Raw genomic sequence first — 23,602 nt, forward strand, 5'->3', positions numbered from 1 at the left:
CGCGCTGAACCGCGGCTTCCGCCTCCCGAATCGCCGTGTGAACGGTTTTGTAAGCGCGACCGAGCAGCGGCGCAATTTGGTTGATACTCAGCAGCGTATCTGCGTAGAGAGTGAAAGCGAGAAGCACCTCACCACAGGAGAGGTGCTTCTCGTGAAATGGCGTTCCATGGGTGTAAACTGGCTTAAATTCGCAATTACGGCACCGAACTCGGTCGTGTTTTTCCCACGTCATGATGCTCTGGTGACCACAGCGAGGACAGGATGTATTCTCCCAGAACTGCTTGAGCCGCCGCTCGATGCGGGCATCGAGCGGCTCGGTGTTGATCTCGATAACTCCGAGCTCGATTAGCTGCCGAAACATCCCGCCGAACGCTGACTCAGTGGAAGACATATCGCCAGATTAGAACTGTCTGAGTGTAATTATACGGGCTTTCCGCGTTTCTACATAAGAGCGGATTATATTAACCAACAGAGGTCCGATCTGAGAGCGGCTGTTGGTTAAACAGGATGTGTGACTAATCCGAACCGGTACGTTTGTACTCGGCCGTCGGGTACGAGCCAGTAATGCGAATTCTCCGTGTCGCGCCGTGGATCTACCCCGACACGAAGGGCGGCGGGGACTACCACGTCCACGCGATGAGCAGGGACCAGGCGGCGATGGGCCACGACGTGACGGTGCTCACGACGCGGGAGGACGAGTCGCTCCCGCGGATCGAGGAGACCGACGGGTACACCATCGTCCGCGTCTCGCCCGGCGTGACGCTCCTCGGCAACGACGTCTCGCCGGCGGTCGCGCGATACCTGTGGGGCGTCGACGCGGACGACTTCGACGTGATGCACGCGCACTCGCACTGCTACTTCGTGACGAATCTCGCGGCACTGAAGCGCCGGCTCGGAGATATTCCGCTCGCGATCACGAACCACGGGCTGTACAGTCAGAACGCGCCGGAGCGACTGTTCTCGATCTACCTGAAGACGGTCGGTCGGTGGACGTTCAATCAGGCCGACGTGGTATTCTGTTACACCGACGTGGACAAGGAGCGCGTGCGGGACCTAGGCGTGAGTTCGCGGATCGAGGTCGTCGCGAACGGCATCGACACGGAGCGGTTCACGCCGGAGGGCCCGGAGAGCGATCTGATCGATGCGGAGGGGCCGGTGGTGCTGTTCGTCGGGCGCTTCGCGGAGGGAAAGCGGCCGTGGCTGGCCGTCGAGGCGTTCGCGGAGGTGCTCGAGGAGTACCCCGACGCGGAGTTGTACCTTTGTGGCGACGGTGCGTTACGGGAGGAGTTGGAGGCGCAAGTGGCCGAGTTGGGGATCAGCGAGTCGGTGACGTTCCTCGGGCACGTTCCGTACGACGAGATGCCGAAGGTGTACCGCAGCGGGGATGTGCTCGTGTTGCCGAGTCGAGCCGAGGGCGTGCCGCGGACGGTGCTGGAGGCGATGGCGAGCGGGTTGGCAGTCGTGATGAGCGATCTGAATCAAGTGAGTAGTGTGCTTAATACCGAGATCGAAACGGTTTATTCCACAACCGCAGAGAGCTTCTCTCGAGAAATTGAGAGTCAGCTACGAGATCGAAGGATAGGCGGAGCAAATCCGGCTTCTAATACGAGTGATTTCCAGTGGAGAAAAACAGTCGAAAAGACAACAGAGGAGTTAGTGCGTATCAAGCAGTAGAACGATACTATTCGGCTGATACGGACTCATCACCTTTCTTCCGACCGTACCAGTACACTGCCGATGGAATAGTCATAGATCTGGTATCAAATCCGTGTGTCTTCAGAAGGAGTTTATCGAAGTATTTCACCCAGAAGGTGAGAATTCTGAAGCCGACGCTGAGCGTCTTTCGTAGCTTATGATTACCGAAGCTTACGAGGTATGCGAGGTACTCGCAAGTGACCCAGAGAAGAACGCTCGTCGGACCCTTTGAGGCACCCGAATCAATCGTCTGTAGGCTCCGTTCTTTCGTCACTGTGTTTTCGAGACCATTACTAGTGAACCGCCTGTAATCTGTCGGGAGCGCGTGATACCCTTGAAGAAAGGGTACGTCAATATATAGCAGGCCGGACGGTTTGAGTACTCGAGTGAGTTCGTCAATTGCGATATTCACGTCTTCAATATGTTCTAAGACTGCTTGACAGACGACAGCGTCAATTGATCCGTCACGAACAGGCAACCGATGGATATCGCTAAGTAATTCAGCAAAGTTCGTTTCACGAATATCTGTGCCGATAACACTGTTTTCTAAGAACTCCTCGGAAAATCCTGATAGGCCTTCACCGCCGTCACCACATCCGACGATAAGAACGGTTCCATCTGGGCCCACATTATGTTCGATATGACGGTGTATAGATTCAGCAGCAATATTTAGGGTTGGAGAAGGGAGATATGAGCGGATCCAATCACGATAAGGAAATGAGAACGATTTGGCGTATTGCATACGTGTAACTATTAATCACAGCTTATAGCTATTTCTATAATTGTGTTTCGTTGAATCCGCTAACAATATCTAATTATCAATATGTTGTCTCTGTTTCCTCGAAATCTGATGTTCTTTGACTGATTTGACAGAGGAAAATGATAATTGAGATGAACTCGGGAACCAAATCAAGAGATCAGTTATAAATGTTATTTCCAGGATCATATCTAACAAAATTGTTGTTAAACTGATGTTTCTCGCATAGTTCGGGGGAGAAATATTGAGGTAATTGCGCTGTGGAGTGCCGGATCGTTTTCATCGATTGCGACGTGATTCGGATTGATACCTTCTATCGGATCTATATTGGCTTCTGTACCACAATAGACGATAGTTTGATAACGATCAACACCTATCCATCCAAGAATTAAAACGGTATCCGAAAGTGATTGTGCTACTAAGTGGAACCGGAAACCGGGCCTCATCGCTGACTCGGCTGTCGCCTCCCGCTCCAGAAAATCCAACTCGATATAACTGTTATCGCTGCTGAAGCGACTGAACGAGAGCATGATCACTTGATCTTTTGACTGTCTCATCTTTCGACCTTATCTCGACACCGTCTCTGTGCCCTCGAAAACCACTCTAGCGAGGTGTTCACCGATAGCGACTACTCTAATAGCCCATACTCGGAGTAGATACGCAATAGCTGTTCGGTAAGCGTATCAAACCCACGCTCGCACTTGACGTACGCGCGGCCACTCGCCCCCATCGTTGACCGTTCACTCGGTGTAAGGTCGAAAAACTTGGATAGCGCCTCGGCGAATGTACCGACAGAGTACGGGACGACGAACCCCCCGTTGGAGTCTTCGACAACTCTTCGCTGGTCAGGGGCATCGCTCACGACTACGGGCGTTTCGAACAGCAGATATTCGAGTACTTTGATCGGAGCACTTGTCCGCAAGATATTGTTTGTTGGTAGTGGGTTCACTCCGACAGCTGCGGCAGCGTTCGCGTTGTACACCATCTTTCTATCTTCTAACCACCCGGTAAACAGGACGCTATCGGCGATGCCCATTTTACGACTTATTGAACGGAGGCGGTTCCGGTGTTCTGAATCTCTACCACCGACCATTACTAGCACCCGTCCGTCCATATCCAGTTGCTGGATGACCTCAAGAAGAAATTCCAAGTTTCGTGACGGTGACATCGACCCGATATACAGGATAATTTCCCGGTCGCCAATATCAAAACGATCCCGGAACAGCTGCGGGTCGGTGTCGCTCCTGTCTAACTCCGTATCTACACCCGTTGGGAGCGGTTCCATGGGCGTTGTAGTGATATTCGTCGACAGTTCTGTTTCCATCGCCTCCGATAGCGGCAATACTAGATCAGCTCTGTTCGCCAAGTAGTCTCGGAGTCGCCGCCCTGACCACGCTTTCAGGTAATCTCTAGCGGGGTGTGTACTCTGACCGTACCGTGCCATGTACCACATTGTCTCCGCTTTCAGGTGGGTGATCCGGTGAACGAAATGACAGCCAGTACGCTGTTGTAGTGCGCTCGCTGCCAGCGCCATCGATAGATCATTTCGAACCTGCACACAGTCTATTGGCTGATGTTTCTCGAAAATATCGAAAATACGGCTGGTGTGTGTGCGGTGTGTGAGGTATTTGACAAACGATCGTACTTCACTGTATTCACTGTGTGGCAATACGTATGCTTGCTGCCCGTGTATCGTTGTTTCGTGATAGCCCTCATCACCCTCTGGTCGAGTCACCCAGATAACCTCATGTCCACGCTCCTGTAGTCGCTTGCCGAACACTTCAGTCAATAGGGGATAAAAATTAGAGAGGGACAAATCGACGAGATAGAGTAACCGCATACCCGGAAGGTGGTGGTCGTGGACTAAAGCATTACGGATACTAAATCAATAGTGATATATTTGCACGTAAAGTATGGAGTCGCAGTATTGACGAAGACATCTTACTTGAGTCTTAGACCGGTAGTGTCTCACTGCTTTCTTGTTGAACACCGTAAAACAAGAGAACTAAATTCAGTGTGGTACAAGAACACTATAACATCGTGACAGTATCAGAACCTTACACTATCGTCTTCGTATCAAGCCATCTAGGACACGTCCGCGGAGGGGCAGAAATAAATGATCTCAATCTTGGCCGAGAACTGTCTGAACTTGGTCATGATGTACAGTATATTACACAGCGAAGCCTCATACAGAGTGAGATTGATATCGACGCCGACTGCCATTCGGTAAAAATACCATATCTGTATGGGTGGAGTTACAGTCTCTTTGAACCGGCTGGGAAGATACTACGACATCTAAATGAGGAGTGGTTTCGACACCGTGTCGCCAGCCAACTCAAAGACAAACTAGCTGACGCTGACTTCGTGTTAGCAACCGGCCGCCCCCTATTGATCAAACTCAAATCAATAACAGATGCTCCCGTATTCTATTCGGTCAGAGGAAAGACTAACCAGCGGTATTTCCAGTATCTTGAGCAAGCAGATGGACTCATTTTCTGGGGCGGTTGTGAATCGGAATATTCGAATGATCGTATTCTGTCTCGTCCAAGTCTATCGATCAATCCCGCCGTTGACGAAGCTAACTTCAAGCCGATGGATATTGAGGCGGGTGTTCTTGATAAGTGGCGTGCCGACGAGGAACTACTGGTCGCGTTCGTTGGACGACTTGAGCCGGTGAAGCGTGTGAATCGACTAATAGATGCTGTGGTCGCTGCCGACAGCGAGATCCGATTGCTCGTCGTGGGTGACGGATCACGGAGGTCTACATTAGAGGAACACGCCGATCAAGTTGCGCCGGGCGAGGTATCATTTCTCGGCCATTGCGATCAGGAAGTAGTCGCGAAGATTTTCAATTTCGTTGATGTATTTGCGATGGCGTCTGAACACGAGAACCATCCGATTGCTCTAAAAGAAGCACTGGCATGCGGCACCTACTGTATCGCACCGGATGTTGGACGTGTCTCGTCGATGATACAGTCGGACACGGGAACCGTTGTTGCCGATAACGATGTTGTGGCGCTCAGTAGCGCTCTCGACGACGCGGTTGAGAGAGGTGTATCTGCGACGGATCGGTTCGAACGCGCCCAGCCACAAAACGCGTGGCGTGAGAATGCTGAGGCGGTGATTGCGTTCTACGAGGGCTGGCTAGGTGGTGATGCGGGCGAGGACCTGTCGTAGCTGTGCTCGGAGGAACGAGTCGGTCGAAATCACTAGTGACAGATATATCATTCCGCCAATGAGGACCAGTCCCGCTGAGTAAAAGCGTGTCTGGTACATGACCTGTGACTGGATCGCAAAGACGACACCCCCCATTATCCCAGCACTGGTAGCTTGGAATCCCCAGGGGCGAAGTGGGAATCGAACGCTAATGTTGCTGTGTACGGTGATGACGTATAGCCCGCCAATAAGTGCCGCGAGCATCGAGAGTGATGTCGAAACCGCCGCCCCAAGGATACCAATAAATGGGATTAGCAGAACAGCCACGACCGCGTTTATGACTGTTGAGAGGGTGCTTAACAGGAACGCATACTTTGGTTTGTCAAGCCCGTAAATAAGCTGGTGGAGTTGATTATATGCACTGTATGCGACTGCCCCGGCAGTGAGGACACATAGTGACATCGCTCCCGTATCAAGATCATAGATATCTAGTAGCAATCGATCGGCGATGACAAACGAGCCAGCAAGTATTGGGAATGTGAATAGAGTCGAATATGAAAGTACTCTGTAAAGAAGCTGTTCACTAGTTTCTGTGTCGTCAGTTGATTCGAGGTTGCTCACCTCGGGGAGGATATTACGACCTAGAACAGTAGAGGTTATAAGACCAAACTGTGCTAGCGCATATACAATCCCATATACACCGATTCGGTCAGACGATACGAAAAAGCCGAGAATGACAATGTCGAGCCAGCGGTGCTCACCACCGACGAGATTATCTAGATACGAGAACTTCGCGAAAGCGAATAGCGACTTCGCTCGTTCATAGTTCAAAGATGCAGTATGAATCGGAACTCGCGTGAACGTGAAAATAGAGATAGCCGAGACGAGTAATGCTGTGATGAACCCAACGACGAGACCCCACTGAGCGTAGCCGAAGACGATGAGAGCGACTTGTATTACTGCTGTTCCAACGTCTTTGAACAGATCGAATCCACTCGCTATGTCTATCCTCCGCTGAGCATACAATGTTGAGCGAAATGTTGAGTATAGCGCCGTCCCCCAGAGCCCGATGATGACGAACACCCACGCCGAGTTGAGGCCGATATAACTGTCCACACGGCTATTGAAGATAGCCAGCGCTGTACTGATAAGTAAGAGAGGGACTGCCCGGAGTACAAATGCAGTCGCCACGGTATCGGCGGTAGTGGCTTCTGTTCCTGAGCCCTGCTCTGAGACTCGTTTCACAATAGCTTGGCCTAAGCCGACTGTCGTCGCCCGATTCAGTAGTCGATATACCGACATAAAGACGAAATAAATGCCTACGGCGAACGATCCCGCGACATTCACAAAGACAATACTAGTAAGAAATTTTACTATTTGAATGCCGGCAAGACTGAAGAAGCTTACTAGGCTGTTCCAGCTGAAACGAGATTTAAGTGACATCTAAGTAATGTAGTGGGGTGGTTAATCGGACCGGCTGGGATCACGCGGCAGAGAGCAAACAGCTGTGGAAGAGCAGATGCCGAGGCAGGATGCTATGGGTAGACCCCGTACGCCCGCGTTACGCTGTCGCTCAGAAGCTTCCATAGTCGTAACCGGAGTCGTCTTCAAGACGCTCATCGACAAGCCGCTTGAAATAGCGTCTGTCAGACCCATGGAAATAGTCCCGGTACCTATGGGTCGTTCCCTGATTGATTTTGGCGCCCTCGCCTGCCGGTTTGACCCGCTCGTTGGAATTACCGAGAATATCTGGGTTCGCCTCACCTGGTCGATATCACAGAACTCAGTGACTTGGGTAACCAGCGCGTCGGATACGTTGTCAAGTCTAATGAACTCAAGTACATCATGCGTGACACCCTGTGTATCGCCTTTCAACGCCTCATACTTGACACTGAGGTGATCATCGACGTTGTCCCAATTTCGATGCCACTGATTCGGCAAGTCGATACGCCATTCGAGGGTCCGATGCCATTTTTCATCGACGCCATCGGCCCGCAGAAACTCCGAGAAAGTAATGGAACTGTCCTTGTGTTCAGAGTACGTATCGTAACTCGAAACCATGGTATCCCTGAGATCGCGAACAGGAACGATAACCCGGCCGCCACGAAGTAGAACCGAGTATGGTTTATATCTGTGCTGGAAACGTGAAAACTCCGTATAGTCGTTGAAGTCGAATCGAACAGTTTTGTCCCGAAATATCGGCACGAGACTTTCTGGTCGGATATCGGTAAACGCATAGCCAAGGTCGTGTGCGTCGACAATCACCTTCGCGATGAGGAACCGAAGCCAGTGCGTCCCACTGCTAGTAAGTGTGGACAAATACACGTCCTTGCCGCGGGAGAACTGGTAGCGTGCCCAATCAACGAACTGTAGCGGGTTTCGAATATTTCGAAGGTACTGAACAGAGAGAGGCCTCATACATCGGTCTGTACTTGCGATGATGTAATATGTTCCGTTTCGGAAGACACTGTAGTGTTCAGATAAGCTGATTCCATGCGAAAGCGAACGATCTGAGCCACTCGTCAGTAGTTTCTGCTTCGGCGTTGCTAAAACAGTTTGAGAAACTGGTAGTTCGGCGTTTTATTTCACGAAAGACACGTTCGACGCTGTTCCGATTTCCATGTCGTTCGTATCTGAAATCGAGGTCGTGTTTCCGACAGGCTCGCTGAAGTGAAGCTGATCCATCTACGAGAACTGTTGCGTCATCTATGTCGTGTTTGTCACGGAGATCAGCGAAAAACCGATCTGCCAGAGCGTTATTTGTCGTTGGTTCAAGCTGTGTATGGAGCAGATCGTTTGATTCGGGATCGACAGCAGCGTACAGCCAATATTGTTCATCGTCAAGTCGAATCACAGTCTCATCGACCGCGACGTGATTCGGGCTCCGACTAGATTCCGGCTGTAGATCGGCCTTGTGAACCCAGTTATGAACGGTGGAACGAACCCGATCAACACCGAATATCTCAAGAAATGAAACAGTATTCGAAAGCGATAATCCAGACAAATGAAGCTGAATACTGAGCTTCATCAACAGCCGCGGTGTTGCTTCTCGCTCCACAAACTCTAAGTCGATCTCGTCTAAACAGCCGTTGAGGCGGTCGTTTTCGGGCATGAATCACTTTGAAAACGCACCGCCTCACCTTTCAATCCTTATCTGAACACTGCCGAAGACACGACCAATAGATATATCAATCCCATCGGACAACTATGATGTCAACGCCCTTAAGATGCCTATAACAAATAATTCCGTTGCTGTTCTGACAATTCCAGATATTTCCGATTATAACTCCGAGCGGGTAAACTACGGTATATGTTCGAAACTTACGCCCGAGTTTGACGTGACACTACTTGGCCCGGAACAGACGAGCGATCGGATTGCCGACGCCTTCAGCATCAAGCGAGGCGTCAAGCGAGGCTATCAGAATAAGTGGCTGCGACGACTCCTACTTGTGCCCCTGACATTCTATCTCCTATACACACACGTCCGCCGCGAACGTCCAGGTGTAGTCGCATCGTTCGGGAATCTACCGGTGAACGGACTACTCTGTGCTATTGTTTCGAAACTAACAAGTTCAATATCGGTGGTTCGAGTGACGAGTGATTTCACCAACCTCTGGAAGCATCAGACGGGAACCGCTTCAACGGTTGTATGCTTTATAAAGAATAATATCTTGGGAGTGCTTGCGATCCGACTCGCTGATAATGTCATCGTACTCGGGCCGGTGATGGAGGAGAAACTCCAGACCCGAGGGGTCGATCCCTCGAAGCTCTGGGCAATTCCCCAACCGCTTCATATTGAGCGCGAAGACAACCGAGCTGATGAATCGGCGATGTCGAATGTGGTCCGAACAGAGTTCGATATTCCTGACAGAGACCAACTAGTCCTGTTTGTTGGCTACTTCAAGCGCTCCAAAGGGCCCAAACGACTTGCTCAAACGCTACAGTACGTCATGGAGCGAAGCACCAACACACACGCTGTCATCGTCGGGAATTCGGGGGAGTACGAGGAGTACGTCAAACAGAACCTTCAGAGGTACGACCGGATCCACTTCAAAGGTTGGGTGCCACACGACCGACTCAGCACATACTTCCAATCGGCCGATGTCCTGCTTCACCCCTCTAACTCTGAGGGGTTACCGAACGTCGTTCTGGAGGCACTCCATTACAGTGTGCCGGTTGTCGCAACTGATTCCGGCGGTGAGGTGCCGGTGTATGTTTCGAATATCGGTGCCGACTATCAGGAACTGGGAGAAATGCTACTTAACCGGTGTTATCACACCGACCCATGTCCCGAAACGGTACGAGACCCACAGAATCGCCGGCTCTATCAAGATCTCTTTGACAGTATCGGTTCTAAGCCCGAGTAGTAACAGTCTTGAGACGGGCTGGAAATAGTACCGTTCTGGACACCAGCAAACTCGTCGGATAATGTGACGGCAGGCCCACCCGACGGGTTTATTACCTCAAGCGACGCCAACTTCGCATATGGCACGGTCAATCGAAATTCCTGACGACGTGAGTGACCGTCTCGAGGAACGAGTCACCAAGTCTGAGTTCGACTCTGTCGAGGCGTATATTACATTCGTGCTCCAAGAAGTCGCGAAGGACCATCCAGAAATCGAAGACACAGCAGCAGCACGCCAGTCGAGTACGGACGAGAGCCGGGCCCGTGAGAACCTCAAATCGCTCGGTTATCTAGAATAGACGATGAAAACAGCAATAATTGGGCTTGATGGGGCAACATATCGCGTCATCGACGAACACCGGGACGAACTTCCCACACTCAGTCGCCTCATCGATGGCGGGTATCACTCGGTGCTCAACAGCACGCAACCACCGACGACATCCGTCGCGTGGCCATCTTTCGCCACGGGCCAAAACCCTGCGAAGTACGGCATGTTCGACTTCATGGGTCGGTTACCTGACGAACTGGATTTTTATATCAACGATGCCCGAAAGAAGGGGTTCGATTTCTTCTGGGAGTATATTGATGAGCCGATTGGACTCGCCTCGGTTCCACTTATCCCGTACCACAGTACCGACGGGTTCTTTATCCAAGGTAGCCTTGCGAGAATAAATCAGGACCAGATCACGCAACCACCAGCGCTCAAAGACGCTATCCCCGACTACTACGACTATCGGATAAACTGGCGCGACGACAACGAGCAAATTCTGGACGGGGTAATGAAACGTATCGCAGCCCGGGAAGAGTTTTTTACGTATCTTATTGACGAGTATGATGTCCCGCTGTATTTTTTAATGTTCAACGCGATTGACCACATTCAACATCACTTCTGGGCATATATGGATGAGACCCATCCAGCACATACTGATTCACAGTATCGTACAGCGATACGTGACGCGTACAAACGATTCGACGAGGCATTAGAAAATATCCTTGCGTGTTTCGACGAGCCTGTCAACGTACTCATCGCGAGTGACCACGGATTCAAGCCATGTCACACCGAAGTGAATATCAACGCCTTACTCGACGAGTGGGACTATCTTGAGTATGAGTTACAGACCTCTGGGGCAATATTGGCTGAAGCATATGACCATCTAACAAAGTACATCAGCCCTGAAATCATAACCGCCGTACTTCCTGATTCCGCTCAATCAGCGGCTAAGAGCCGAATGCCAAAAAAAGATAGAATCAGCGATGCTATCGACTGGTCAGGATCGAAGGCATACAGTTTTGGTGTGATGCCGAACGTATACCTGAATCTGGAGGGACGTGAGAAGTTCGGCCAGGTGAGTCAAGCAGCTTATGATGGGCTTTGTGACGAACTGACGGAGATGTTCCTCGATCTGGATGATCCCCAGACCGGCAAGCAGGTGTTTAAACATGTCTATCGGCGCGATGAACTCTACCACGGCCCATACATCGAGCAGGCCCCTGACCTCGTTCTAGAGACAAATGAGGGATTCTATTGCTCAGGGAACCTAGGTACGACGGTTTTTGAGCGTAAGACTGGTCCAATGCCGAATTCTGGCGTACACGAACAAGCGGGTATCCTCATTGCTGAGGGTCCCGATATCGCTAATGTGGAGCGCCGTGAGACTGACGGAATAGCTGATGTCGCGCCCTCGATACTCCATCTATTAGGCCACTCAGTTCCGGAGTCTATTGACGGCACTGTTATCACCGAAATGGAAGCAACAGGTCGGGAGCCGGTATCATCTAACGTACAGAAAGCCGAAAAAAGGCACGTTCAGGACCGAGTACTCGCACTCAAACAACTTGGTATGATCTGAACGGGCACTTGTCTCAACGATCGCTCTCTACCGAGCGAGAGGTGAGTGGTCGTCCGACGCCAAGCGAGAGAACGATAACACCGGCAGCAAACAGTTGTACACTCGGTGTCGATTTGAAAAATAGGATTTCGACGAGAGCCACACAAAAGACCCCGAAGAGTCCGGCAGTTAACGGACCAACAAATACTATTCGCCGTCCGACGATGATAAGCGGGATTGTAACCACGGCTATGAACAACGATAGGCTGACTAAACCACTACCGACGCCGTAATTGAGCGGCGTGAAATGGAGGACATGGTCGTTGTAAAACGGGTAAAACCGATTCCAACCGATCCCAATAAACGGATGAGTCGAAACGAGATTAGCCGCAATATCAATCTGATCGCCCCGGGAAGAAATCGTCTGCGGCCGACTTTCAATTAGCCAAAAGCCACCCACAGTTCCCAATATAGTAGAGAAGATGCTCGGGAGCCATAGCCACCGATTGCGCCGAATAATTGGGATCGTGACTATACCTATCCCGGATACAACGGCAAGCATACTACTTCGAGATTGTGAAAGCCCGATCGCCAACAGTCCTGTAGTAATGATAAGGATATATACTGCCCGGTGTTCTGGGGTGATAGTAATGTCATTAGTGAGTAACAGCGCAAATGCGCTGACTACCGCAGACCCGACGATAATACCATGTAATCCAAAGGAGGTTGGGACACCAATACCACCATAAGCGATTGGTAGTACTGGTGACGCGGTGTTTGAAGGGAGAATAAGGCCGGTGGCCGCTAATAAATCTAGCAAAATAACTGGACTCCCAACGAGAGTAAGCGCATGTAGATAGTCCGTTGAGCGGGTGATCAATACAGCTGCCGAGACTGTACCGAGTAGAGCGAGAATATGACTAACAACTGTCTGTAGTGATGGATTCCATATACTTGTAGCTCCGATAATGAATATGACCGAACATAGGCCAACGAAATACAATTGTGTCCGCTTGGTAAATTCCCACGGATAAGTTAGCACAGCGATACTAAACAGGACTGGTGTTGCCAAATTGTATAGACTGATCCCCAAGCCCGAGTACACCACGCTGACTATCGGTGTAAGCCATAGGGTAGCGACAGTAATGAAGCAAAAGAACCACTGTCGGGAGTACATCTTTATTTGAAGGACTGCCACTCATAATAAGAATATTGTGATTTGTCGCTATGTCTGGGTTAGGATCTATATGTTCCCTGTAGGTGTATCGACAGGCGATGTTAAGTTAAGAATGAGGCGGTCAACGTTTCGAGTGCTCTATGCCCAAAAGCGACCGCCTCACCGGCTGTACTGATTGGATCGACTTGGAGTTTGTGGAGCGAGAGCGGACACCCCACGAGCTCATTGAAGTCGGTATTCAACTCCACCTTGCTGGTCTATCACTTTCGAATACCAAACAGTATCTTGAAAAGTTGGGTGTCGAGCGAAGCCGGACAGCGATCCACAACTGGATTCAAAAGGCCGATCTACAGCCAGCGGACGGGGCAAGCCCGAATCGCGTTGCGGTCGACGAGACTGCGATTCAGATCGACTCAGACCGATTCTGGCTGTACGCTGCCGTCGATCCTCGTACAAATGAATTCTTTCACGTTGACGTATTTCCCGTCCAAAATCAACAATTCACCCTGGTGTTTCTCCGCGATCTCAGAGAGAAACACCATGTTGACAACGCGCTCTTTCTCGTTGATGCTGGCGGACATCTCACAGCTGCGCTCTCACGAACCTCGCTCCGATTTCAAATCACTCGTCATGGAAATCGGAATGCTGTCGAACGTGTCTTTAGAGAAGTAAAACGCAGAACCTCTTCGTTTTTAAATACGTTCAGAAATGCGGAGCCGACGGCGGCAGAATCATGGCTCCGAGCCTTCGCCGTCTGCTGGAACCGATGCTTAAGTTAACACGACCGTATCGACAGGGCTACTGAGGTAGTTTATATCTATGGAAATTTACTATTTGAAGAATTGCTCCGATAAATAGAGATCTCATAAGCCGGATTTACTGGTACAGAAGAATGAAGCTAGTGAATTCGACACTTGACCGGGAGTCAATATTTTGACTTGATGAGCAGCGTCGTAACCTATCCAAACAAGTATCAGTCGATTACTCCGGAAGATCCACAGTTTTCTCCTGTAGGTGCTGAATCTTTGGCTTCGGTGGCTATCAAGGGTTATGTTGAATCGCTGTAAGGCGTAGAGATTCACTGTCTGACGAAGCGCTTGACGTTATAGACATCACACATCAGCGCAATCTCGCGGAACTCACGAAACCACGACCGCGCTCGCACGGAGAAGCCGAGCGAGCGCTTCACAGCCGAGTTCACAGTTTCAGTCATAGAGCGCTGATTGTAGGGATTATCGTTGATTCCCGCGTTGTGTGCGTGGTCGTACTCGGAAGATTCTGCAATACGTCGATACGGCGACTATTCCCGCGGATACGCGTCGGGACTTCCTGCTTGAACGCGAGCGCCACCCCTCTCTAACACTCGACATGGTGGGGTGTCAGGAATCCGTCTCGCTCTCCTCACGCACCAACCCGCTCGCCCGCTCGATGTCGTCCGGCGTGTTCACGTTCACGGGCTCACCCACCCGACCCGTCGCCACCTCGTAGCCCGCTCGCACCAACAACCCCACGGCCTCGCCCAGTTGGTACTCGCCCTCGGCCGACGGCTGGACCAGCTCACACGCGTGAAACACTTCCTCAGGAAGCACGTAACACCCGGTCGTTACGAGCGTCGACGACGGCTCGGCCACCTTCTCGACGATCCCAGTCACCCGTCCCGTTTCGTCCGTCTCGATCACACCGGTCGTCGCCGCGACTGTAGGCGAGACCTCCTCGACCGCGAGCGCGGCGTCCGCCTCCTCAACAGCCGTAACCGCGGGCGCGACGCTCCCCGCGAAGATATTGTCGCCGTTCACGAGCAGGAACGTCCCGTCGACGTGCGGCTCGGCCTGTAGCACGGCGTGCCCGAGCCCCAGTCGTTCGCGCTGGTGGACGTAGGTGATCGGAACCCCCTCGAAGGTGTCACCGAACCGGTCGACGATCTGGGCCGCCTCGTAGCCGACGATCACGACCAACTCGTCGGCCCCAGCCTCGACTGCCGTCTCGAACACGTGTGCGAGCAGCGGTCGCCCCGCGACATCGACGAGGCCTTTCGGCTGGTCGTCGGTGAGCTTGCCGAGCCGACTGCCGCGCCCGGCAGCGGGGATGACTGCGTCCATACGCGAGACCCCACACGCCGGTCACCTAACCCCATCGACGGGACTACCGGGTCCAGAAGCCGCGCTGGCGGGCTTCGATCTCCGAAAGTGCCGTCGAGAGGACGTCACGCCAGTCATTCGGGTGTGTCGTATCGTCACCCGGTGTCGGTGCGTCCGGCCCCGGATGGATGTGATCACGAGTGTTGTGCCCAGACGGATGTCTATCCCATCGGTGATCGAACGCCCCCGTGTTGTGTGTTTCGTGATAATGGAGCGAGAAATCCCCGGTTTCGAACCAGACGATCTCCAGACGAGCGCTTCGAACGCGGTCAGGGTAGAGTTGCCGATCGTACTGACAGACCAGTCGTTCGGGCGCGAAGCTAGGCTGGTCACCGACCTCGCTGAACCGATCGTCCGTCGTGAGACGCTCGCGGATGACCGCCAGCCGGTCGAAATCGACCGGCCCGCCAGAAATTGAATCCCCCGTCTCGTCATCGGGGTCGGCAGTCATACTGCGGATTCGCGATCTGTAGCCTCGCCGGACGTGGGAGTGAGTGCTCGTTCGAGGAGAGACACACGACGCAGCGCGGTTTCCCACGCCGAGAGTTGCTCCCAGACCGCCTCGATAGACTGGTCGCTTGCTGCGGCATACCGTGTGATCGAGACGCTCGCCGGGGACTCGGCGGCAAATTCAGCTGCGAGTGCATCCGCCCGCTCTGATTCCGACTGGAGCAGGTCGAGCAACTCCTCAGTTGTGTATTGGCGTCGAAGCGTTTGGACGCGTCGCCAGTTCAGGTACTCTTGATTCCGTTCGTAGGTGGCTGGCGAATCCGTGACCTTCGTGACGATGCCCATTCGTTCGAACCAGTCCAGGTATTCACGTGCGGCGTCGACCCCGTGTCCCGCACGCTCGGCAACGTCACCTGCTGTCGCCGGGTCGGCGAGTCCGAGCACGGCATCGAAAAAGTCGTCCCGTGTTCGATCACCACGAACGACCTCCTCCGGCGGGGTCAGCGCGTCGAAGTTCGGCGCCCGTTCGTCGGTGTCGGCTTGAATATCCGAACCCGGATCCTCCATATCCCACGATGCGGCTCAACACGTTATAAAACTTTCTTAGACGGATTATCCCGATTTGAATGCGGGAAACGACGACCACTCGTCGCCCCCGGCGACCGCCGTCTCGAAGGCGTGCGCGAGGAGGGGCCACCCCGCCACATCGACGAGTCCTTTCGGTCGGCCGTTGGTGAGTTCGCCGAGCCGACTCCCCCGGCCAGCGGCGGGTATCACGGGGTCCATACCGACACTAGCACACACCAGCAATCTCAATCCGTTGGCGGACCCTAATCGTATACTTTCAGATATAGTAGTCCCGACTACAGTAGTCTAGACTACGATAGTCTAAGCTACGATAGTCCAAACTACGTTGACCGCGCGCTTTATCTACCGGGGAGCCGACGGTGAGCACATGCCCACGTTCGTCAACCGAGAACGGGAACTCGACAGGCTTCACGAGCTGTACGAAAGTGATTCCGCGGAGTTGAGCGTCGTCTATGGACGTCGGCGAATGGGGAAGACGGCACTCGTCGTCAAATCCATCGAGGATCGCGATGACGCGGTGTACCATCAAGCAGCACACGGGACGACGGAGCAGCAACTCGACGCCTTCATCGCTGATGCTGCGACGGTGTTTCCTGGGATCAACCGGATTCGGAAAGACTGGGAGAACGTTCTCACGCATCTTGCCGAACAGGATGCGATCGTGATCCTCGACGAGTTCCCGTATCTCGTCGACGAAAACGAAGCGCTCCCCTCTCTCATTCAGCGGCTCTGGGATCACAACGTCGCCGATACGGGAACGACCTTCGTGTTGACTGGCTCGGCGATCGGGATGATACACGAGATCGCGATCGACGGGAGCTCACCACTGTATGGCCGGATCTCGAAACGACCGAACGGGAAACTCGAGATCGGCCCGTTACCGTTCGACGCCGCGATGACCTTTTTCCCGAACTACGCGCCGGCTGAGCAAGTGATCGCGTACGGTGTCTTCGGAGGAACGCCGGAATACCTCCGGGCTGTAGACGACACGCAGTCACTCCAGGGAAACATTACGGACACCATGCTGCTCCGTGATGGCGGCCTCCACGAGGAGCCCGAGGATGTCCTGTACCGGGAACTGGACGAGGTGGATCGGTATTTCGCCGTTCTGAAAGCGATGGCGGAGGGGAATCACAAGCGAAACGAGATCATTCAGGCTGCCGGCATCAACGCTAACAGCGCGAGTTACTACCTCTCCCGCCTGCGAGAGCTCCAGATAATCGAGCAGGAGTACCCAGTCACCGTTGACCCCTCCCGGAGTCGGAACAGCCGATATCGGATCCGGGACCAACTGTTCGCGTTCTGGTTCCGGTTCGTCCACGGTCGTTCGTCCCGGTACGAAGTGTTCGGGGCGGATGCGTACGACGAACTCGTCGAACCACACCTCCCGGACTTCGTCAGTTCGTCGTTCGAACGTCTCTGTCAGCGGGCAGTCCTCTACGAGTACGGGGATGTGTACACGTTCACGGAATCTCCGGGCCAGTGGTGGGACACCGACGGACGCGAGATCGATATCGTGGCCCCGACGAACGGCGATACGTTACTGGTCGGGGAAGCAAAGTTCCAGCAGCAACCGATGGGGTACGATGTTCTCGCACAGCTCGAACAGGAGGCACCCGAGATTGCGTGGGCGCCGACCGACGGCGACGTGAACTACGAGTACGTACTGTTTAGCCGAAGCGGGTTCGCGTCGTCACTGGAGGAAGCGGCCAAAGAGCGGGACGACCTCGGTTTGTTTACTGTTGATGACGTCGTTGAGGCACTGTCCGAATAGACGTCACTCGCGATACGAACCTCCGCGAAGGCGTCGCCGAACCGCTCGACGATCTGGCCCGCCTCGTAGCCGACGATCACGACCAGCTCGTCGGCCCCGGCCTCGACCGCCGTCTCGAAGACGTGCGCGAGCAGCGGTCGCCTCGCCACGTCGACGAGCCTTTTCGGTCGGTCCGCCGTCAACTCGCCGAGTCGACTGCCTCGTCCGGCGGCGGGGATGACCGCGTCCATACGCGGAAATCGGCCACGAAATCCCTGAATCCGACGGTCACTCCCGGTCCCAGCGTACGCGACGACACTCCTTCACGGAACTCGCTCGACCGCGCTCTCGAGTTCGTCGGGCGTCGCCCACTCCACGACCCGGTCACCCACCGCCGCCTCGAGGGCGGCCAGATGCGAGGCGGCCATCCCGTTCTCGTACTGCGCGCGCTGCGTCTCTAGGTCGTCGTACACGCGCTTCAGCAGCCACAACACGTCTCGCACGCTCGTCTGCTGACGGTACAGGTACCCGAGCTCCCAGACGTGCCCGCCGTCGAAGTCCTCGATCACGCCGACGACCCACGTCGCCTGTGCCGACAACACTTCGAAGGCCGGGGCCCATAGGTCGAGGTCCTCGGCGTCGAACCCGAACTCCTCCAACCGGAACGCGACGGCGTCGCGCCGGTCGTCCAATTGCGTACACGCGCGCCGGCGACGCGCTCCGGACTCGCCTGACCCGCTCCCGACCACGAGATACCGGCGGCTCGCACGCCGAACGTCGTCGAACCGGGCCCCGTGAAGTCCGTCCTTGAGCCGCTGGTGTTGCTCGGGCGTGAGCGACAGCGTCGCGTCGTCGTGAAGGTCGTCAGCCGCGACATCACCGATCAGACTGGTGTCCGCGTCCTCCCCCCCACAGGGGGGCGCGTCGGCCGTACGCCTCCGGCTGTTGGTGTCGTCGCGATTGTCGTCGCCATCGTCGGCGTCACCGGCTGGCATTCCATATCACGATCTATTTCACTGTTGTATAGTAGTACTGGTTGTAAAACTACCTGATTAACCGATTGTACTCAACAACCAAGTGTTTATGCGCCCCCCGTCCGTAGTCGCGTGTATGAACCCGCGACTCGCGGAGGGGAACTCGGCAGACCCCGGTGGGGAGCCTGACGGGTTCGAGACGTGGACGGCGCTCCAGAAGGCGACGGACCAGACCCGCGCGAATCTGATCGCCGACATCGTCGGTCACCCACAGGGGGCCCCGAGCGTCAGAGAACTCGAGTACATGAACCCCGCGCTCGGTGAGGACGCGATCCGTCGCCATCTCGGGGTGTTACGAGACGTCGGCGTCGTCGCGGAACTGGTCGTTGAGCCGGGGAATCGGGTGCGCGGGTACCCGTACAAGTTCTACCAGCTCACCCCGCAGGCGCGAGCGCTGTTCGATCGGAATGACCTGTTCCCCGCGGACGCCTGGCAGCGGCAGTACGCTCGCGTGGAGAAGACCGGTGAGATCGCTGAACTCGAAGCGATGCCGCGGCCCGAGTGACTCCTTCTGGAATCGTCTCTCTGAGGAAACTCGGATCGCAGAGTACTGTCCGCTCACCGCTGGGATTCGAACAGCGTCGCGAGTTCTGAGATCCCATACAACGACGCGTCGGAACGATCGTCGACCACGGCCTGTAACTCGTCCGTGAAGCCGCCCCGCGAAAAGAGCGCGTACCGCACCTCTCGGTCGGTTCCTTGCCACCGGACCTCCGATTCGAGCGCCGTGAGTTTGTCAAATACCCCGGGACCCACTGGTTCCGTGGTCCACTTACACTCCCCGAGAAGCAAGGTCTCAGTCTCTCGATTGACTCCAGCAATGTCGATCTCCTCGCCGCCGTACCACCAGCGGCCGACGCGTGAACAAGCGACGGGAAACCCCGGCGTCCGGACCGCCTGCTGGCACACCGTTTCGAAAGTCCGACTCGTGTGCGTTGGGAGCGTCTCGGCGATCGCCGATCGAACCGGTGCCGTCCGCCCCTGTTCAAGCGTTCCCCGATTAGGTGCCACGTACCGAAACCAGAACCGGAGAAAATCGTCCGTCAACCGATACAGTCCCCGGCCATCGGGGTCTGTGACTGGATGCTCCCGCTCGAGGATCGCCAACTGCGTGAGATTCTGGAGATACCGGGAGAGGCTGCTCGCGTCGCGGCCGATCTCGTTGGCGATCTCGGTAACGCGTGTCGCGCCACCGGCGATGGCTTCGAGGATCGCCATATACGTCGCGGGCTCACGGAGCTCTTGGCGTAACAGAAACTCCGGCTCCTCGTACAGGAACTCACCTTTCGAGAGGATGGATTGCTCGACGTTCTCGAGGAGGCTCAGTCCTGGATCGAACTGTTCGAGATACGCGGGAACGCCTCCAAGCACACTATACAGCTGGATCTGCGTCTCCAGATCGTCGTCCGGGAAGAACGCGCGAACGTCCGCGAACGAGAGCGGAGCGAGCTCCCACTGTCCGGTTCGGCGCCCGTATAGTGGGCTCTCGTAGCTTAACACGCCCTCCTCCATCATCGAAATCGATGACCCTAACAACACGAGCGAGACGTCCGTTCCTGCGAGTACGTCGTCGACAACGGTCTGAAACACCGACGGGATCGTGTCGTCCTCGTCGACGAGATACGAGAACTCGTCTAACGCTACCACGCACGGCCCGTCGACGCGCGCCGTGAGATACTGAAACGCCTCGACGAACCCGTCGACATCCGGAGTGATATCGTCCAACGCAGCAGCGCACTGTGCCGCGAATCGCCGAGCGTTGTGCGTTGCGCCCCGCTCGTCACAGAGATAGTAGACTGACGTGTCTTCGAGTGCGTCGAGCGCCGTCGTCACCAGCGTCGTCTTCCCTACCCGCCGTCGCCCGTATACGACGAGGAGCTGTCGCTCGGCTCGTGAGAGATGCGACGTGAGCCATTCGAGTTCAGTTTCTCTGTTTATCATTATGCGTGCGATAATATTATCGTGTTCATAATAGTTGTTCAGGTCCGTTGTGGCGATCGTTCTCCGGGTTTCAGTACAAGAAGGCCGCCCACAGTTTCAGCGCCGGCGTTGTTCGAACTCCTGACGTTCACCACGTTGCTGTTGGCCGCGTCCGACGTTAGCAGCGTCCGGTTCGTATCCGCCATATTGGCTACATACGTGACGTCACGTGTCTGCTGGTCGTCCCTGTCCATCACCGGCGGACCGTCGAGACAGCCGTATCGAGTTGGGAGAGTGTTTTGTCTGTCGGCGTTCAATAACACCCTAGCATGGGCCTGTACGACGACGTGTTGGTCGCAGACGGCGTCAGGTTGCGTTGGTCGCAGACGGCGTCAGGTTGCCGAAGTTTCCCGCCGACGCCAGTCCGTCCGATATCGGGTGGCAGACGAAAGAGATCGGTCGGCCAGCCATACAAGCGTACAAGCTGACCGCAGACGGACGACTCCTGCGACGCGAGCGGGAGTTCCGTGAGAAAACGCCTGCGGAAAAGCAGGCGGTGGCCGCCGATCACGGCTTTGAATCATGGGACGAGTACGTCTCATTTTGTGATGACGCCGACCCGGATGACCGCATCCAACGTGGAATCGGTCTTGGAGCGCCGGACTCTCGGACCGTCGACGAGGAGTTCTGGCTCGATCACAATATGCACGGCAGTTTCGAGTTCCACGGTCGGAGCGACGACATCGAAGACGGATTTCACTGGTCGTACGAAGCACGGTTCACACGCGGGGAACTCGACGCTATCGTCTTTCTCGGCGAACGAGGCGGCGGTTCCCCCGACGAATACAGGCCCGAGGCGCCCGTCTGCGTCGAGTTTTAACGGCCCGGACGAAAGCGGAATTCAACTACGACTCCCGCACTAACGGTTCGTACCACTCGCGGTTCGCCTGATACCACTCGATGAACTCCCCAACCCCCTCCGCGATCGTCCGCGAGGGCTCGTAGCCGATCACCTCACCAGCTTTCTTAACGGACGCGTGCGTGTGTTCGGCGTCGGCCTCACGCGCTGACTCGTACTCGATCTCCAACTCAGGCGCTAACTGATCCCGCACCGTCTCGGCCAACTCCTGAATCGAGATGTTGTCCGAACTCCCGATGTTCACCACGTCGCCGTCGGCAGCGTCCGACTCCAACAGCGTCCGGTTCGCGTCCACCACGTCGGCCACGTAGGTGAAATCTCGCGTCTGCTGGCCGTCACCGTAGATCACCGGCGGCTCTCCGTTCACGCACCGCGAGACGAAATTCGAGATGGCCATGTTCGGCCGCATCCGCGGGCCGTACACGGTGAAGTAACGCAGACACACCGTCGGCAGCCCGTGGAGCTCCGTGTACACTCGCGCCATATGCTCCTGTGTGAGCTTCGTCACGCCATACGGGCTCACCGGTTCGGTCGGGTGGTCCTCCGTGTAGGGGAGCGACTTCGGCTTCCCGTACACCGACGACGAACTCGCGAGGATCACGCGCTCGACGGCGGCCTCTTTCGCGGCCTCCAACAGCGTCACCGTCCCGCCCACGTTGATGTCGGTCACCTTCCGCGGCTCTGCGACGCTCGTCCGGACGCCCGCCTGGGCCGCCTGGTGGACGACGGTATCGGCGTCGGCGACGACCTCCCGGACCGTCTCCGCGTCGCGCACGTCTCCTTCGCGGAACGTGTACGACCCGTCGTGCTCGCTCGCGACCTCGCGGTGGATGTCGAGGGTGTGCTCTTTGAGCCGCACGTCGTAGAACGGTTCGAGGTTGTCGAGGACAGTCACGTCGTGGCCGTCGCGGAGGAACGCCTCCGCGAGGTGGCCGCCGATGAAGCCGGCCCCGCCGGTGACGAGAATACGCATATCGAGGTGGTCGCTTCCCTGCGTGAAATGTGTCCTGATCCCATCGCGAAGAGGGAATGGGTTGGAGATCACGTCGTCTATTGACTCACGGGATCACTTCCACCCACTTCCAAGCGTCAGCATGGTTGCCGTCGTCGTTCGGCCGTCCGTATCGGATCTCACACGCGTCATCGAGAATTCCGTGCTTCCGTAGGCCGACAACAGGGTGGGCGAGCTGTGAGAGTCGACGGCCCCTGACGGAGGCGGGCGCGCAGCCGGGGCCGCCCACGACACCGGTCACAGTGAGGTCGTGTCCGCCGCTCAGATCCACCCATCTGGTACGACCTCGACTATCGCCGTTCGATCGGCGTACGCGTCGTCGATCCGGCGGATAGCAGTCAGCACGTCGCCAACGGGCGGTTGGTCGACCTGGTCGAAGTAGAGACATCCGCACTGGTCGGATTGTTCGAAGAAGTCGTCATCTGCGGTCAACACCACGTACCCGTTTTCACGAGCGTGCGCCGCGATATCGAGTCCGTCGCACGGGGATCGAGGGCGTCCCGAACGGTCACCGCTCGGAGATCAGCATTTTCGAGGTGGAGCCCCCGACCTCAAGGAGCGAACGGAGTGAGCGAGTAGGTCGGGGAGGAAACCGACATGGGACGACACAACCACCACACCTCGACCGACTGACTCCCGACTATATAAGTACCGTCGGGTACTCTCTGAAACTATGGGCGTGCGTCGAACCGCCGTCGTGAAACTCGCCGTTTCCGACGAGCAACGCGACGCACTCCACCGAACCGCCCAGCAATACCTGTACTGCGCG

25 protein-coding genes and 2 pseudogenes are annotated in these 23,602 nt (G+C 55.3%); 9 read left to right on the plus strand and 18 right to left on the minus strand.

All coding sequences use genetic code 11. The annotated features are described in order from the left end of the window. The coding region (locus tag B9H04_RS12920; protein WP_455583610.1) for a transposase at positions 1–391 on the minus strand (391 nt) is incomplete at its 3' end. A gap of 173 nt (positions 392–564) precedes the next feature. On the opposite strand from B9H04_RS12920, the gene B9H04_RS12925 reads away from it, so the two are divergent. Continuing rightward, positions 565–1,674, plus strand: a complete 1,110-nt coding sequence (locus tag B9H04_RS12925; protein WP_049933448.1) for a glycosyltransferase family 4 protein — start codon at positions 565–567, stop codon at positions 1,672–1,674. 7 nt (positions 1,675–1,681) lie between these two features. On the opposite strand, the gene B9H04_RS12930 is transcribed toward B9H04_RS12925, so the two are convergent. Further along, positions 1,682–2,437 (minus strand): class I SAM-dependent methyltransferase, encoded by a 756-nt coding sequence (locus tag B9H04_RS12930; RefSeq protein ID WP_080508752.1) that lies wholly within the window; start codon positions 2,435–2,437, stop codon positions 1,682–1,684. Between the two features lie 643 nt (positions 2,438–3,080). Beyond that, positions 3,081–4,292 (minus strand): glycosyltransferase, encoded by a 1,212-nt coding sequence (locus tag B9H04_RS12935; protein WP_085682773.1) that lies wholly within the window; start codon positions 4,290–4,292, stop codon positions 3,081–3,083. A gap of 200 nt (positions 4,293–4,492) precedes the next feature. Here B9H04_RS12935 and B9H04_RS18155 point away from each other — a divergent pair, with 200 nt between their 5' ends. After that, positions 4,493–5,629 (plus strand): glycosyltransferase family 4 protein, encoded by a 1,137-nt coding sequence (locus tag B9H04_RS18155; protein ID WP_155120079.1) that lies wholly within the window; start codon positions 4,493–4,495, stop codon positions 5,627–5,629. On the opposite strand, the gene B9H04_RS12945 is transcribed toward B9H04_RS18155, so the two are convergent. Genes B9H04_RS12945 through B9H04_RS12955 form a run of 3 tightly spaced genes read right to left on the minus strand, consistent with a single transcriptional unit; the run spans position 5,597 to position 8,720 of the window. Then, positions 5,597–7,051, minus strand: a complete 1,455-nt coding sequence (locus B9H04_RS12945) for a lipopolysaccharide biosynthesis protein (protein ID WP_080508755.1) — start codon at positions 7,049–7,051, stop codon at positions 5,597–5,599. The genes B9H04_RS18155 and B9H04_RS12945 overlap by 33 nt on opposite strands. Before the next feature lie 21 nt (positions 7,052–7,072). Then, entirely contained in the window at positions 7,073–8,026 is a 954-nt protein-coding gene (locus tag B9H04_RS12950) for a sulfotransferase domain-containing protein (RefSeq protein WP_080508756.1), read from the minus strand. A 58-nt stretch (positions 8,027–8,084) separates the two neighbouring features. Next, positions 8,085–8,720 carry an IS6 family transposase gene (locus tag B9H04_RS12955; RefSeq protein ID WP_085682774.1) on the minus strand — a complete coding sequence of 212 codons (636 nt, stop codon included), beginning with the start codon at positions 8,718–8,720 and terminating at the stop codon, positions 8,085–8,087. 226 nt (positions 8,721–8,946) lie between these two features. On the opposite strand from B9H04_RS12955, the gene B9H04_RS12960 reads away from it, so the two are divergent. From B9H04_RS12960 to B9H04_RS12970, 3 genes are all read left to right on the plus strand, one after another. After that, complete coding sequence (locus B9H04_RS12960; RefSeq protein WP_162141835.1) at positions 8,947–9,975, plus strand: glycosyltransferase family 4 protein; 1,029 nt, start codon at positions 8,947–8,949, stop codon at positions 9,973–9,975. Between the two features lie 118 nt (positions 9,976–10,093). Next, positions 10,094–10,312: a hypothetical protein gene (locus B9H04_RS12965; RefSeq protein ID WP_049933260.1), complete on the plus strand. Its 219-nt coding sequence runs from the start codon at positions 10,094–10,096 to the stop codon at positions 10,310–10,312. 3 nt (positions 10,313–10,315) lie between these two features. Next, complete coding sequence (locus B9H04_RS12970; protein ID WP_080508699.1) at positions 10,316–11,863, plus strand: alkaline phosphatase family protein; 1,548 nt, start codon at positions 10,316–10,318, stop codon at positions 11,861–11,863. A 13-nt stretch (positions 11,864–11,876) separates the two neighbouring features. Here the strand turns inward: B9H04_RS12970 and B9H04_RS18160 are convergent, their stop codons facing one another. Beyond that, positions 11,877–13,019, minus strand: a complete 1,143-nt coding sequence (locus tag B9H04_RS18160) for an O-antigen ligase family protein (protein ID WP_139835086.1) — start codon at positions 13,017–13,019, stop codon at positions 11,877–11,879. Positions 13,020–13,159: 140 nt separating this feature from the next. Here B9H04_RS18160 and B9H04_RS12975 point away from each other — a divergent pair, with 140 nt between their 5' ends. Further along, positions 13,160–13,798 carry an IS6 family transposase gene (locus B9H04_RS12975; protein WP_080508698.1) on the plus strand — a complete coding sequence of 213 codons (639 nt, stop codon included), beginning with the start codon at positions 13,160–13,162 and terminating at the stop codon, positions 13,796–13,798. A gap of 299 nt (positions 13,799–14,097) precedes the next feature. On the opposite strand, the pseudogene B9H04_RS12980 reads toward B9H04_RS12975, so the two are convergent. The 5 genes and pseudogenes from B9H04_RS12980 to B9H04_RS13000 all read right to left on the minus strand — a co-directional run. Beyond that, positions 14,098–14,286, minus strand: a pseudogene (locus tag B9H04_RS12980) (IS5/IS1182 family transposase); the annotation flags it as partial. A gap of 112 nt (positions 14,287–14,398) precedes the next feature. Further along, positions 14,399–15,118 (minus strand): sugar phosphate nucleotidyltransferase, encoded by a 720-nt coding sequence (locus B9H04_RS12985; RefSeq protein ID WP_049933257.1) that lies wholly within the window; start codon positions 15,116–15,118, stop codon positions 14,399–14,401. A gap of 43 nt (positions 15,119–15,161) precedes the next feature. Continuing rightward, the gene (locus tag B9H04_RS12990) at positions 15,162–15,608 is read right to left on the minus strand and encodes a hypothetical protein (RefSeq protein WP_080508697.1); all 447 of its coding nucleotides are present in this window, start codon (positions 15,606–15,608) and stop codon (positions 15,162–15,164) included. Continuing rightward, positions 15,605–16,174 (minus strand): DUF7342 family protein, encoded by a 570-nt coding sequence (locus tag B9H04_RS12995; RefSeq protein WP_049933255.1) that lies wholly within the window; start codon positions 16,172–16,174, stop codon positions 15,605–15,607. The genes B9H04_RS12990 and B9H04_RS12995 overlap by 4 nt, the downstream gene beginning before the upstream one ends. A 45-nt stretch (positions 16,175–16,219) precedes the next feature. Then, complete coding sequence (locus B9H04_RS13000; protein WP_137692601.1) at positions 16,220–16,393, minus strand: 2-C-methyl-D-erythritol 4-phosphate cytidylyltransferase; 174 nt, start codon at positions 16,391–16,393, stop codon at positions 16,220–16,222. Positions 16,394–16,562: 169 nt separating this feature from the next. Between B9H04_RS13000 and B9H04_RS13005 the strand changes: the two genes are divergently transcribed. Next, the gene (locus B9H04_RS13005; RefSeq protein WP_049933254.1) at positions 16,563–17,969 is read left to right on the plus strand and encodes an ATP-binding protein; all 1,407 of its coding nucleotides are present in this window, start codon (positions 16,563–16,565) and stop codon (positions 17,967–17,969) included. 41 nt (positions 17,970–18,010) lie between these two features. Here B9H04_RS13005 and B9H04_RS19240 read toward each other — a convergent pair. Then, a pseudogene (locus B9H04_RS19240) lies at positions 18,011–18,199 on the minus strand (nucleotidyltransferase family protein); the annotation flags it as partial. A gap of 72 nt (positions 18,200–18,271) precedes the next feature. Then, a complete protein-coding gene (locus B9H04_RS13015; protein WP_049933250.1) occupies positions 18,272–18,943 on the minus strand; it encodes a hypothetical protein in 672 nt (223 codons plus the stop codon). Between the two features lie 115 nt (positions 18,944–19,058). On the opposite strand from B9H04_RS13015, the gene B9H04_RS13020 reads away from it, so the two are divergent. Further along, the gene (locus tag B9H04_RS13020; RefSeq protein ID WP_049933249.1) at positions 19,059–19,487 is read left to right on the plus strand and encodes a helix-turn-helix domain-containing protein; all 429 of its coding nucleotides are present in this window, start codon (positions 19,059–19,061) and stop codon (positions 19,485–19,487) included. Between the two features lie 53 nt (positions 19,488–19,540). On the opposite strand, the gene B9H04_RS13025 is transcribed toward B9H04_RS13020, so the two are convergent. Together B9H04_RS13025 and B9H04_RS18165 are read right to left on the minus strand one after the other, a co-directional pair. After that, positions 19,541–20,923 (minus strand): ATP-binding protein, encoded by a 1,383-nt coding sequence (locus tag B9H04_RS13025; protein WP_085682775.1) that lies wholly within the window; start codon positions 20,921–20,923, stop codon positions 19,541–19,543. A 38-nt stretch (positions 20,924–20,961) separates the two neighbouring features. Next, positions 20,962–21,156: a hypothetical protein gene (locus B9H04_RS18165; RefSeq protein WP_139835087.1), complete on the minus strand. Its 195-nt coding sequence runs from the start codon at positions 21,154–21,156 to the stop codon at positions 20,962–20,964. A 122-nt stretch (positions 21,157–21,278) separates the two neighbouring features. Here B9H04_RS18165 and B9H04_RS13030 point away from each other — a divergent pair, with 122 nt between their 5' ends. Next, positions 21,279–21,782, plus strand: coding sequence for a hypothetical protein (locus B9H04_RS13030; RefSeq protein WP_248648697.1), 504 nt, complete (start codon positions 21,279–21,281; stop codon positions 21,780–21,782). Between the two features lie 25 nt (positions 21,783–21,807). Here the strand turns inward: B9H04_RS13030 and B9H04_RS13035 are convergent, their stop codons facing one another. Both B9H04_RS13035 and B9H04_RS13040 read right to left on the minus strand, forming a co-directional pair. Then, positions 21,808–22,794 (minus strand): GDP-mannose 4,6-dehydratase, encoded by a 987-nt coding sequence (locus B9H04_RS13035; RefSeq protein ID WP_049933247.1) that lies wholly within the window; start codon positions 22,792–22,794, stop codon positions 21,808–21,810. A gap of 300 nt (positions 22,795–23,094) precedes the next feature. Continuing rightward, positions 23,095–23,271, minus strand: coding sequence for a hypothetical protein (locus B9H04_RS13040; protein ID WP_249025099.1), 177 nt, complete (start codon positions 23,269–23,271; stop codon positions 23,095–23,097). Positions 23,272–23,602: the final 331 nt, after the last annotated feature.

It is taken from the genome of Halorubrum ezzemoulense DSM 17463 (assembly GCF_002114285.1).
Taxonomy (GTDB): domain Archaea; phylum Halobacteriota; class Halobacteria; order Halobacteriales; family Haloferacaceae; genus Halorubrum; species Halorubrum ezzemoulense.